This window comes from Vibrio sp. bablab_jr001 (assembly GCF_016464285.1).
Classification (GTDB): Bacteria; Pseudomonadota; Gammaproteobacteria; order Enterobacterales; family Vibrionaceae; genus Vibrio; species Vibrio fluvialis.
On the sequence record NZ_JACDWZ010000039.1, the window covers coordinates 432,121 to 443,977 of the forward strand.

The following is an 11,857-nucleotide window of genomic DNA, read 5'->3' on the forward strand; positions in this document are numbered from 1 at the left end:
CTTACTTAACCGCTTCCAGTGAAGCGATGTCGTTCACTGCAGCTGCGTCTAGCGTTTTCACAATACGTTTAGTCAGACCAGTCAACACCTTGCCTGGGCCAACTTCAATCAGTTTTTCAATGCCTTGTTCTGCCATCTTCTCAACGCCTTCGGTCCAGCGAACTGGGCTGTGCAATTGACGAACCAACGCATCTTTGATTTTCGCTGGATCAGTTTCAGCGACTACATCAACGTTGTTGATAACAGGAATTTGTGGAGTGTTGAATGTCAGCGCTTCTAGCGCAACAGCCAATTTTTCAGCCGCTGGTTTCATCAGAGCACAATGTGAAGGTACAGAAACTGGCAGAGGCAGAGCACGTTTAGCGCCCGCTTCTTTACACAGTGCGCCAGCGCGTTCTACCGCATCTTTCTGGCCTGCGATAACCACCTGACCTGGTGAGTTAAAGTTCACAGGAGACACTACATCACCTTGCGCAGCTTCTTCACACGCTTTGGCAATAGCCGCATCATCCAGACCGATGATCGCGTACATTGCGCCTGTCCCTGCTGGTACGGCTTCTTGCATCAGTTGACCACGCAGTTCAACCAGTTTGATCGCAGCTTTAAAATCAATCACACCAGCACAAACCAGTGCTGAGTATTCACCCAGGCTGTGGCCTGCCAGCACTTCTGGCTGCTCCAGGCCCAGCTCCTGCCATACACGCCAGATAGCAACAGAAGACGCCAGCAGTGCAGGTTGAGTACGGAAAGTCTGGTTGAGATCTTCTGCAGGACCATTCTGAACCAGAGCCCAGAGATCGTAACCCAGTGCGTCAGACGCTTCTGCAAAAGTTTGTTTAACTACATCATACTGTTCGCCAAGCTCGGCAAGCATACCAACTGCCTGAGAACCCTGACCTGGAAATACGATAGCAAACTTGCTCATTGTTTTTTTCCTTAACTAAGAATGAATAAGGAGTCTCGCGACTCCTTAAAGTCTAATTTATTATTGAGCGGGCGTTAGAACTTGACTAACGCAGAACCCCAGGTGAAACCACCACCAAAGGCTTCTAAAAGCAGAGTCTGACCACGTTTGATACGGCCATCACGTACCGCTTCATCCAGTGCCGTTGGCACCGTCGCAGCGGAAGTATTACCATGACGGTCAAGCGTGATCACCACTTGATCCAGCGACATTGATAGCTTTTTCGCTGTCGCAGAAATAATTCGGTAGTTCGCCTGATGTGGCACCAACCAGTCTAGTTCAGACTTATGCATGTTGTTGGCAGCCAGAGTGTCTTTGACCAGTTTTGAAAGCTGAGTCACAGCTACTTTGAATACTTCGTTGCCTGCCATGTACAACCATTTGTCGACATCACCACCGCGCTCTGGCACTTCCAGGCTCAGTAGATCACCGAATTCGCCATCGGCATAAATGTGGGTCGACAAAATACCTGGCTCTTCACTGGCACCAACCACCACGGCACCCGCACCATCACCAAAAAGAATGATAGTGGAACGATCCGTCGGGTCACAGGTTTTTGACAACGCATCAGAACCAATGACCAGCACGTTTTTGCACATGCCGGATTTGATATGCTGATCAGCCACCGACAAACCGTACATAAAGCCGGAACATGCCGCTGCAAGATCAAACGCCGGACAGCCTTTGATGCCCAGTTTCGCTTGAACCTGACAGGCTGAAGATGGAAACGTATGGCTGCTACTGGTTGTGGCAAGAATGATTAAGTCGATGTCGTTTTTATCAATGCCCGCCATTTCAATGGCGTTTTGCGCAGCATAAAAGCCCATATCGGCTACGGTTTCATTTTCTGCGGCAATACGACGCTCACGAATACCGGTGCGCGTGACAATCCACTCATCACTTGTATCTACCATTTTCTCCAAATCTGCGTTAGTACGCACCTGAGATGGCAGGTAGCTGCCTGTACCTAAAATTTTGCTATACATGAAGACTAATAATGCCTCTCGAGTAAAACCGCTTCCAAACGATCGCTTATACGGCTGGGTACTTGTCGTTTCACTTCATGTACCGCTTCTGAAATTGCATTCACGACAGCGGATACATCAGCACTTCCATGACTTTTAATGACAATGCCGCGCAATCCTAGCAAACTTGCGCCGTTATACTGGTCGGGGTTCAATGTTTTTAGTTCAGTAAATAGCTCAGAAAACAGTTTTCTGGCAATCCAACCCTTTATGGATGAGGCTAAAAACTTACTTTTTAACTTATCGATAAAGAGTTGCGCAGTTCCTTCACACGTTTTCAGACATACGTTGCCGACAAAACCGTCACACACCACGACATCGGCGGTGTCTAACAGCAGTTGGTTACCTTCAATATAACCAATAAAATTCACAGCTTGTGTCTGATGGAGCATTTCTGCACAACGTTTGACAAGATCATTGCCTTTTATTTCCTCAGCACCGATATTGAGAATCGCAACTCGTGGCGGACGAGACAAATGCTGTTCTGCCAAAGCTGAGCCCATGACAGCAAACTGAAACAGCGAATCTGCATCACTGGAAACATTCGCACCGAGGTCCAACATCCAGGTTCTGCCGCCGGACGCAGTAGGCAGCGCAGAAACTAACGCTGGTCTGTCGATACCTGGTAATAATTTAAGACGGAAACGAGAAAGCGCCATCAAGGCACCGGTATTGCCGGCGCTGACACAGGCATCAGCTTGCCCTTCTGCAACCAAATCGATCGCCATGCCCATAGAGCTGCCATGACTGTTGCGAAGCGCGAGAGAGGGTTTCTCTGAGTTAGAAATAACTCGGTCACTGTGCAAAATACTCAAACGAGTGTTTGCTTCGTAACCTAGAAGTGAAAGTTGACGGGCGATCATGGCCTGATCACCAACGAGGGTCACTTTTAGCTCTGGGAAATGCGACAGTGCCTGCACGGCGGCAGGCACTGTGACGCGAGGACCGAAATCCCCGCCCATTGCATCAAGTGCAACGGTTAAATTATGCAAAGGTCAACCTTACTTGTTGATAACCTTTTTGCCACGGTAGTAACCGTCAGCAGTCACGTTGTGACGTAGGTGAGTTTCACCTGAAGTCGCATCTACAGATAGAGCAGCTGTAGTAAGCGCATCGTGTGAACGACGCATACCACGGCGTGAACGTGTTTTACGGTTTTGTTGTACGGCCATTGACCCTACTCCTATGTTATTGCTTAAAGATTTACTTCTTTAAACTTTTTAAAACATCGAATGGATTCGGCTTGTCTTCCAACACTTCGTCTGGAAGTTCACCAAACACCATATTGTCTGAATTAACGCTACAATCCGCTTCGTCATGCATTGCTACCTGAGGCAGATTAATGATGAACTCGTCTTCAACTAGCTGAATCAGGTCAACCTCACCAAACTCGTTCAGATCTACCAAATCGTACTCGTCCGGGGCGTCTTCTTCACTTTTAGGCCCGAAATACGGGGTGTAAGTGAATTCGACCTCACACTCGTGTGTGAAAACCTCATTACAGCGTTGACACTCTAAATCGACTTCGATGTTAGCTTTACCAGAGATAACAACGAGTCGCTGTTCATCAAGCCCAAATGACAATGAAACTTGTGCGTCGCGTTTAACGCCTGCAGTTGATTCCTCTAAGCGCTTAAAAAGACTCATTTGGATGATGCCATCGTAGTCAAGTCGTTTTGAAGCTGCTTTCGCCGGATCAACTGATCGCGGTATTTTTACCTTTTGCATAGGGCGCGAATATTATCTTCCAAAATAGGTTTAGTCAAAGAAAAAGGCAAAAAAGTTAGTTTTTTTTCCCTTTCCGCTGAGAGCATTATGAACAGCCAGTTTACTTGAGATATGCTGCTGCCAAACTCGCGATAATTGTAAATTAAAATGCAAAATTACCAACTAGTTTTAGCGTCCACATCCCCATTTCGTCAGCAACTTCTGAGCAAACTACATCTGCCCTTTTCCACAGCGACACCAGATTGCGATGAAACTCCGCACGTCGGGGAATCCCCTCAGCGACTGGTGCAACGTCTGGCAGAAGAAAAAGCCCGTTCATGCTCTGTAACTGCACCGAGTTTAGTGATTGGCTCTGACCAGGTTTGCGTGATCAACGGTCAAATCGTCGGCAAGCCACACACTCGAGAAAAAGCGATTGAACAACTGCTCAGCCAGAGTGGTCAGGCGATCACTTTTTACACCGGATTAGCGCTGTACAACACTGAAACCGATCAGGCACAGGTTGTACTCGATACCTTTACTGTGCATTTTCGTCAGCTAAGCCGCGAAATGGCGACTCACTACGTCGATAGAGAACAACCTATCAACTGTGCGGGCAGTTTTAAAAGCGAGGGACTAGGTATCGCTTTATTCGAGCGTTTGGAGGGCGATGACCCCAATACACTGGTTGGGCTTCCGCTGATCCAATTAGTCAAATTGCTGGAGAACGAATCCGTCTACGTATTGTAAACACGCTTCAGACGAAAAGGCTTGTCGTGAGACAAGCCTTTTCGTTCATCCCGCCTGACGCATTTTCGCCAGTGCTTTTTCCAACTTGGCGTCGAGCGGTGCATTGATTTCCATCTTCTCACCGCTGGCAGGGTGAACAAACTGAATATTGGCCGCATGCAGGAATAAACGGTCTATGCCGAATTGCGCTGTGTAAGCATCAAAGCGGCGGTCACCATAACGGTCATCCCACGCAATCGGATGGCCAACATATTGAGTGTGAACACGAATCTGGTGGGTTCGGCCAGTGATTGGGCTTGCCTGGATCAGCGTTGCCTGAGGGAACTTTTCCAAAATTTTGAAGCGGGTTTCCGACGGCTTTCCATTCGGGTTGACGCGCACAATACTGTTGACTTCGTTCTTCAGTAGCGGAGCGTTGACCACTTTGCAGCTGTTTTTCCACTCGCCCATCACGAGTGCGAAGTAATACTTCTGTACGGTTTTCTCTCGAAACTGGCTCTGTAACTGACGCAGTGCTGAACGCTTTTTGGCAATCAACAGAATGCCGGACGTATCGCGGTCAATGCGATGCACCAGTTCAAGAAAACGCGCTTGCGGACGCAGAGCTCGCATCGCTTCAATCGCGCCAAATTTCAACCCGCTGCCGCCGTGCACCGCCGTGCCTGACGGTTTGTTCAGTACCAACATATGGTCATCTTCATAGAGGATGCAATGCTCGAGCTCCGCAACTTTATTAAGCTTGGTGCTCGGTGCTGGTGCTTCGTCCTCTTTGATTTCCATCGTCACTGGTGGAACGCGTACGATATCGCCCGCTTCGAGTTTGTATTCCGCTTTGACGCGCTTTTTGTTCACGCGTACTTCGCCCTTACGCAGAATCCGATAAACCACGCTTTTCGGGATAGTTTTTAATTGGTTGCGCAAAAAGTTATCAATGCGCTGACCAGCCATGTCTTCATCGATATCGATGAACTGGACTTCTGTTCTCATTTCGCTCATGGCGGCTATTCTAACCGTTATAGGATGAAATTCACATTTTTCTTCGTAACAAAAAAACGGCGTTTCAGCTTAAAATTCGCTCTAAATTGTTGAAAGTCACACCAATAGCACACTTTGCACCGACAAATCGGCGTTGTTTTACTGATAGATTTCAAAACTTGTTTGCAATTTTCTCTGCGAATAATCAGCGTTCACTGACATTTTTTGTACAGAGTCTTAAAATTTTAAGCGCTTTCTAATAAAGCCGATTGCTGAGTTTACCAGTCGCTGCTATAGTTCACAGCTGCAATAATCGAACAGGTGATAAATTATTTTAACCGTTCTTTTGGCGCAGTTTTATGAGTAGTCGGCCGAACATCAATGTGCAGCACGTGGCGTAAGACACCATTGGTTGAGGCTTTCTTGTTGCTCTACTCATCGTCATTTCATGTTGAGTACTCTCCGCCTCTATGCGGATCACAGGCGTGTTGCATGCTTGTGATGACTGACGTGCCCTCAGAGCATCCCCTCCAGCCGGGAGGCTGTAACGAATAAGCCATGGGATCAGGCACCGTGAAAACGAAACAAACGCAGCAAGAACAATAATCAAAATGAAAGAAAGAAAACGAGATTTTTAAATGAAAAGAATGTTAATTAACGCAACTCAGAAAGAAGAGTTGCGTGTCGCATTGGTGGATGGCCAGCGACTTTTCGATTTGGATATCGAAAGTCCTGGACATGAATCCAAAAAAGCAAATATCTACAAAGGTCGCATCACCCGCATTGAACCAAGTCTGGAAGCAGCATTCGTCGATTACGGCGCAGAAAGACACGGTTTCCTCCCTCTCAAAGAAATTGCCCGCGAATATTTCCCTGAAGGTTACAGCTACCAAGGCCGTCCAAGCATTAAAGAAGTGCTGACCGAAGGCCAGGAAGTGATCGTGCAAGTTGAGAAAGAGGAACGCGGCAGCAAAGGCGCAGCCCTGACCACCTTCATCTCCCTTGCAGGTAGCTACCTGGTTCTGATGCCTAACAACCCTCGTGCTGGCGGTATTTCTCGCCGTATCGAAGGTGACGAGCGCACTGAACTTAAGTCGGCGTTAAGCACGTTGGAACTGCCTCAGGGCATGGGCCTTATCGTGCGTACCGCTGGTGTAGGTAAAAGCGGCGAAGAGCTGGAGTGGGACCTGAATGTTCTGTTGAACCACTGGAGTGCGATCAAGCAAGCGTCGGATTCAAATCCTGCGCCATTCCTGATCCACCAGGAAAGTAACGTTATCGTACGTGCGATTCGTGACTACCTGCGCCGTGACATCGGTGAAATCCTGATCGACAGCAACACCATCTACGAACGTGCGCTTGAGCACATCCGTTTGGTGCGTCCTGATTTCGTTAATCGCGTGAAGAAGTATGACGGTGAAGTTCCACTGTTCAGCCACTTCCAGATTGAAAGCCAAATCGAATCTGCGTTCCAACGTGAAGTTCGTCTGCCATCTGGTGGTTCGATTGTTATCGACCCAACCGAAGCACTGACCTCTATCGATATCAACTCCGCCCGTGCAACCAAAGGTGGCGATATCGAAGAAACCGCTCTGAACACGAACTTGGAAGCTGCTGACGAAATCGCTCGCCAACTTCGTCTGCGTGACCTTGGTGGTTTGGTCGTCATCGACTTCATCGATATGACGCCAGTTCGCCATCAACGTGAAGTGGAAAACCGTCTGCGTGAAGCGGTACGTGTTGACCGAGCTCGCGTTCAAATTGGCCGTATTTCACGCTTTGGTCTGCTGGAAATGTCGCGTCAGCGTCTGAGCCCATCACTGGCTGAAGCAAGCCACCACATCTGTCCTCGTTGTACTGGTACAGGTGTCATTCGTGACAACGAATCTCTGGCTCTGTCTGTTCTGCGTTTGATCGAAGAAGAAGCCCTGAAAGACAACACCTCTCAGGTGCTGGCTGTCGTACCGGTTTCTATCGCATCTTACCTGTTGAACGAGAAGCGTCGTTCAGTGAACCACATTGAGCGCATTCAGGAAGTGAAAATCACGGTTGTGCCTAACTCAGATATGGAAACACCTCATTTTGAAGTGATTCGTGTCCGTGAAGGCGAAGAACAGAATATTCTGTCTTACCTGATTCCTCGCAAACTGGAAGCAATGAAAGAAGCTGAAGGTAAAGAGCCATCAGAATCTGAGATCAAACCAAAACGTATCGAAGAACCGGTACTGAAAGGTTTTGCTGCTCCAGCTCAAGCGGTTCCGGCACCTGCACCATCTCCGAAACCTCAGGTTGAAAAACCACAGGAAGTTAAGGAAGAAAAACCAGGTCTGTTTAGCCGCTTCTTGAAAGCCTTGTCGGGTCTGTTCGCAGCACCAGCACAAGAGCCGAAGAAGGAAGAGCAAGACAAACCTAAAGCGAAAGGCAACGATGACCGTAACAAGTCTTCTCAGCCACGTCGTGACCGTAATGATCGCCGTCGTAACTCACGAGATAAGAACAAGCGTAAGCCAAACGACGAAACGAAAGATAAAGCTGGCGAGAACAAAGCGTTCGAAGATAAAGACACGCAGACGACCCGCAAGCAAGAGCGTAAGCCAAAGCAAGATCGCGGTGAGCGTAATGACCGTGGTGAACGCGGTGAGCGCGGTGAGCGTAATGACCGAGGCGAGCGCAACGAGCGTAGTGATCGTAACGAGCCACGTCGCAACAAGCGTGACGATGCAAAATCAGCCAAGCTGATGGAGCAAGGTCGTCAGCTGGCCGCGGATGCTCAACAAGAGCCGACGGATGCTCCTCGCAACGAAGCGAAGGAAGAAAAAGCAGCCGTAGTGAAAGAGCGTCGTCAACGTCGCAAACTGACTAAGCAGATTCGCGTTAAAGATCAGCAGGCTGCCGAGGAAGAGATCCTCAATGATACAACTCCAGTGGTAGATGATGCGGTTGAGTCTGTGAAAGAGATCAACACCGAAGTTGCTGACACAGAAGGTCAAGAAGGCGATAACGATCAGAAACAGCGTCGTAACCGTCGTTCACCTCGCCACCTGCGTGCAAGTGGTCAGCGCCGCCGTCGCGGACGTGATCGCCGCCCTAATCCATTCCGCCTGCGTAAAGGTGGAGTTGCCTCTCCTGAGATGGCAATGGGTAAAGTCATGCCACGTTACGATTTGGCCAAACCTGCGCCAAAAGCACCGAAAGTTGAAGAGACTCCGGTAGCAGAAGTAAGCGTTGCTCTGGGTGGTGTTGCTTGTCCGGAAATGGCAATGGGTAAAGTGATCATTCGCCGTGAAACACCTGCTGTAGTCGCAGAAGCACCGATGGAAACACCTGTTGTTGAAGCGATCGCGGAAATCGTGGATCAACCTGAAGTGGTTGAAACAGTAGTCGCTCCGGTTGTCGTTGAAGCGCCAAGCGAAGAAACCGTTGCAGAACCAGAAGTGGTTGTTGAAGTTGCGGTAGCGGAACCAGTAGCTGCACCGATCGTCGAAGAAGCTCCGATTGTCGTCAGCAAACCAGTGGCTAAACCTGCTGTAACGTCTGGTCGCGCCTCGGCGCCAATGGCGAAAGCGCCTGGTACCAACGAACTGAAGGAAATCACTGTACTCGCAGCACCGTTCCGCAGTGAACGTTACCAATCTCGCGGTGCAGGTAGCCAAGCTGCCAGCAACCAAGCGAGCGCTACAATGACTAAGCCTCAGTTCTAACACCATCACGGTTAGATAATAAAAGCCCACCTCACGGTGGGCTTTTTATTGTTCAGAATGCATAATTCAAACTCAGCGTGCTGTAGATTTCATCGTGACTCTTACCTGCCGCGACCTGCGAGTTGTAGATGTACTCTGTATCGAGCACCAACGCTAATTTCTCCGCTAGCTTGTTTTTCAAAAAGGCATTCGCAGTTGTCGTGGTATTCGAATCGCCATAGTCGACCCGCAACCCACCGCCAACATTCATTGCCGCTGTTAGTTGGGTATTACCGTTGACGAATGCGTTCGCAATCACATCGTCCTGACTCTCGTTCGGGCGAGTTTTATCGTAAGACTGGCGCTTGGAATAACGAAAACCAGGACCGGAACCCATCTCAAGTTTTGATGTCTCATCGTCAATCAACGTCTTGCCTAAACCGGCCACAATCAGCGCTTGGTGACGGTAAGTCGCAAACTGATCGTGCTCGTATTTAGCGTTACTAAACCAAAACATATCGTCCGTCACGCTGTGTTTGATGTCGTAAATAATCCGATATTTGTTGGTCCCGTCGTCATCTGACTGATGAGAATAGTAAGTGGCTAATGATAACTGCTGCTTACGCTGTGCTTCATCGTACTTCAATGTCGTTCCCGAATTGACGGACATCGATGTGCTGTCGGTTTTAGAGAAAATAAAGCCTAACTTGGCATCGCCGCTCAATTTACTTGTTGATTTGCCACTGTCTGACTCTTGTGGTGCAGAAAAAGCGCCTGTTGAACCTACACAAAATAGCACCATCGCCGCAACAGTGTTTCCTTTGGCTGACATAACCTATCTCCAACTGAAAAAGCATAAAGCGGCCACTATATGACACCTGACACACTGCAACGTTAACTGACCGTCAAAAAAGGCAGAGGTAGGCCTGAAACACAGCCCGTTATCGGTTTACGTTATTACGGCTAGCGGGATATTTACCCGGTTAATTGTTGAACTTAATCACACTATTCAGTACCATCGCCGACTGAAAAACTGACACCCTTCTGCTGCTATTCTTTTTTTGTCACAATTTTGGCCTGTCGTCGGTGACTCATGTCATCGCACTTGCATTGGGCTTAGCGTCAGCACAGAGCATGTGTCTCCACTCATTTAACGACAGCGAAAAACTGAATACTCATGTTTGAATTCCCACAATTTTCTAAGCATTCGGTAAAAAATGACGTGCTATCGGGCTTAACCGTAGCGCTGGCATTGGTTCCCGAAGCCGTCGCATTTGCCTTCGTGGCGGGTGTGGATCCCATGGTTGGTCTTTACGCCGCCTTTATTGTCGGTCTGGTTACCTCAATTTTTGGCGGTCGTCCGGGCATGATCTCTGGCGCCACGGGTGCAATGGCCGTCGTCATGGTGAGTCTGGTCGCTTCACATGGCGTTCAGTACCTGTTTGCTGCCATCTTGTTTGCTGGCATGCTGCAGATTGCCGCAGGTCTGTTTAAGCTCGGTAAATTCATTCGTATGGTACCGCATCCGGTGATGATCGGTTTCGTTAATGGTCTGGCGATTGTGATTTTCCTCGCCCAACTTGGTCAGTTCAAGGCGCCAGATATCAACGGCATGCTGACCTGGTTACCACAAGACCAAATGATGCTGATGCTGGGTTTGGTTGCTCTGACGATGGCCATCATTTACTTCCTGCCTAAAATCACCACGGCCGTGCCATCTTCGCTGGCGGCGATCGTAACGATTACGCTCCTCGTTCAGGGATTGGGGCTGGAAACTCGCACGGTAGTGGATTTCCTGCGCGCGATGTCGGGCAATGAGGCGGCAACACTGGCGGGCAACCTGCCAAGCTTCTCGATTCCAAGTGTGCCAATGACACTGGAAACGCTGCAAATCATTCTGCCTTATTCTGTAATTCTGGCTGCGATCGGCCTGATTGAATCACTGCTGACCCTGACGGTGCTCGATGAGATGACCAACACTCGCGGTCAGTCTAACCGCGAGTGTATGGGCCAGGGCCTGGCAAACATCACGTGTTCAATGTTCGGTGCCATGGGCGGCTGTGCGATGATTGGCCAGTCAATGATCAACGTAAACTCAGGTGGCCGTGGTCGTCTTTCGGGTATTGTTGCCGCGGTGATGCTGCTGGTCTTTATTCTGTTTGCTTCTTCTCTGATTGAGATGATCCCTCTAGCCGCACTGGTTGGCGTGATGTTTATGGTGGTGATTGGTACCTTTGAATGGGCAACATTCAAACTGGCGCGCCGCGTACCTAAGCAAGACTTCTTCGTGATAGTACTGGTTACCGTCGTGACGGTCTTTACCGATTTGGCGATTGCAGTCGCAGTTGGCGTGATTGCTTCAGCGTTGATGTTTGCCTGGGAACACGCGAAACACATCTACGCCAGCAGCCACATCAATGATGAAGGCTCAAAGGTTTACCAGATCAACGGTCCGATTTTCTTTGGCTCCGCAGCCAACTTCCTCGAACTGTTCGACGCACAGAGCGATCCACAAGATGTGATTGTTGATTTCGCCCAGTCGCGTGTTGCCGATCACTCCGCCATTGAGGCGATTGAAACCATTGCTGAGCGTTACGCCAGTGTCGGCAAAACTCTGCATCTTCGCCATCTGAGTCAGGATTGTCGCGCCCTGCTACAAAAAGCAGGTAGCCTGGTTGAAATTAACGTTAAAGAAGACCCAAGCTACAAAGTGGCGACCGACGTGTTGGCTGGTTAAGCTGAGCGTTAGCCATGAT

The 11,857-nt window shown here is 49.1% G+C and carries 10 protein-coding genes; 3 read left to right on the forward strand and 7 right to left on the reverse strand.

What is annotated here, in order from left to right:
• Position 1 precedes the first annotated feature (1 nt).
• The 5 genes from fabD to yceD form a co-directional block, all read right to left on the reverse strand.
• Positions 2-925 (reverse strand): ACP S-malonyltransferase, encoded by a 924-nt coding sequence (gene fabD, locus JIG40_RS04765; protein ID WP_020433355.1) that lies wholly within the window; start codon positions 923-925, stop codon positions 2-4.
• Positions 926-999: 74 nt separating this feature from the next.
• A complete protein-coding gene (locus tag JIG40_RS04770) occupies positions 1,000-1,950 on the reverse strand; it encodes a beta-ketoacyl-ACP synthase III (protein WP_020329871.1) in 951 nt (316 codons plus the stop codon).
• A 5-nt stretch (positions 1,951-1,955) separates the two neighbouring features.
• Entirely contained in the window at positions 1,956-2,981 is a 1,026-nt protein-coding gene (gene plsX, locus JIG40_RS04775) for a phosphate acyltransferase PlsX (protein WP_020329870.1), read from the reverse strand.
• A gap of 9 nt (positions 2,982-2,990) precedes the next feature.
• A complete protein-coding gene (gene rpmF / locus JIG40_RS04780; RefSeq protein WP_014204674.1) occupies positions 2,991-3,161 on the reverse strand; it encodes a 50S ribosomal protein L32 in 171 nt (56 codons plus the stop codon).
• A gap of 31 nt (positions 3,162-3,192) precedes the next feature.
• Positions 3,193-3,717, reverse strand: coding sequence for a 23S rRNA accumulation protein YceD (yceD, locus tag JIG40_RS04785; protein WP_032080140.1), 525 nt, complete (start codon positions 3,715-3,717; stop codon positions 3,193-3,195).
• Between the two features lie 147 nt (positions 3,718-3,864).
• Here yceD and JIG40_RS04790 point away from each other — a divergent pair, with 147 nt between their 5' ends.
• Positions 3,865-4,446, forward strand: coding sequence for a nucleoside triphosphate pyrophosphatase (locus JIG40_RS04790; protein ID WP_199464868.1), 582 nt, complete (start codon positions 3,865-3,867; stop codon positions 4,444-4,446).
• 45 nt (positions 4,447-4,491) lie between these two features.
• Here JIG40_RS04790 and rluC read toward each other — a convergent pair whose 3' ends face one another.
• The gene (gene rluC, locus JIG40_RS04795; RefSeq protein ID WP_020329867.1) at positions 4,492-5,442 is read right to left on the reverse strand and encodes a 23S rRNA pseudouridine(955/2504/2580) synthase RluC; all 951 of its coding nucleotides are present in this window, start codon (positions 5,440-5,442) and stop codon (positions 4,492-4,494) included.
• A 617-nt stretch (positions 5,443-6,059) separates the two neighbouring features.
• Between rluC and rne the strand changes: the two genes are divergently transcribed.
• The gene (gene rne / locus JIG40_RS04800; RefSeq protein ID WP_199464869.1) at positions 6,060-9,122 is read left to right on the forward strand and encodes a ribonuclease E; all 3,063 of its coding nucleotides are present in this window, start codon (positions 6,060-6,062) and stop codon (positions 9,120-9,122) included.
• Between the two features lie 52 nt (positions 9,123-9,174).
• On the opposite strand, the gene JIG40_RS04805 is transcribed toward rne, so the two are convergent.
• Entirely contained in the window at positions 9,175-9,933 is a 759-nt protein-coding gene (locus tag JIG40_RS04805; RefSeq protein WP_199464870.1) for a DUF481 domain-containing protein, read from the reverse strand.
• Positions 9,934-10,278: 345 nt separating this feature from the next.
• On the opposite strand from JIG40_RS04805, the gene JIG40_RS04810 reads away from it, so the two are divergent.
• Positions 10,279-11,838, forward strand: coding sequence for a SulP family inorganic anion transporter (locus JIG40_RS04810; RefSeq protein WP_165879991.1), 1,560 nt, complete (start codon positions 10,279-10,281; stop codon positions 11,836-11,838).
• Positions 11,839-11,857: the final 19 nt, after the last annotated feature.

Excerpts from the sequence above, each read along its gene's own strand:
- fabD (WP_020433355.1), bottom strand. The coding sequence starts at position 925 with ATGAGCAAGTTTGCTATCGTATTTCCAGGTCAGGGTTCTCAGGCAGTT.
- JIG40_RS04770 (WP_020329871.1), bottom strand. The coding sequence starts at position 1,950 with ATGTATAGCAAAATTTTAGGTACAGGCAGCTACCTGCCATCTCAGGTG.
- rpmF (WP_014204674.1), bottom strand. The coding sequence starts at position 3,161 with ATGGCCGTACAACAAAACCGTAAAACACGTTCACGCCGTGGTATGCGT.
- yceD (WP_032080140.1), bottom strand. The coding sequence starts at position 3,717 with ATGCAAAAGGTAAAAATACCGCGATCAGTTGATCCGGCGAAAGCAGCT.
- JIG40_RS04790 (WP_199464868.1), top strand. The coding sequence starts at position 3,865 with ATGCAAAATTACCAACTAGTTTTAGCGTCCACATCCCCATTTCGTCAG.
- rluC (WP_020329867.1), bottom strand. The coding sequence starts at position 5,442 with ATGAGCGAAATGAGAACAGAAGTCCAGTTCATCGATATCGATGAAGAC.
- rne (WP_199464869.1), top strand. The coding sequence starts at position 6,060 with ATGAAAAGAATGTTAATTAACGCAACTCAGAAAGAAGAGTTGCGTGTC.
- JIG40_RS04805 (WP_199464870.1), bottom strand. The coding sequence starts at position 9,933 with ATGTCAGCCAAAGGAAACACTGTTGCGGCGATGGTGCTATTTTGTGTA.
- JIG40_RS04810 (WP_165879991.1), top strand. The coding sequence starts at position 10,279 with ATGTTTGAATTCCCACAATTTTCTAAGCATTCGGTAAAAAATGACGTG.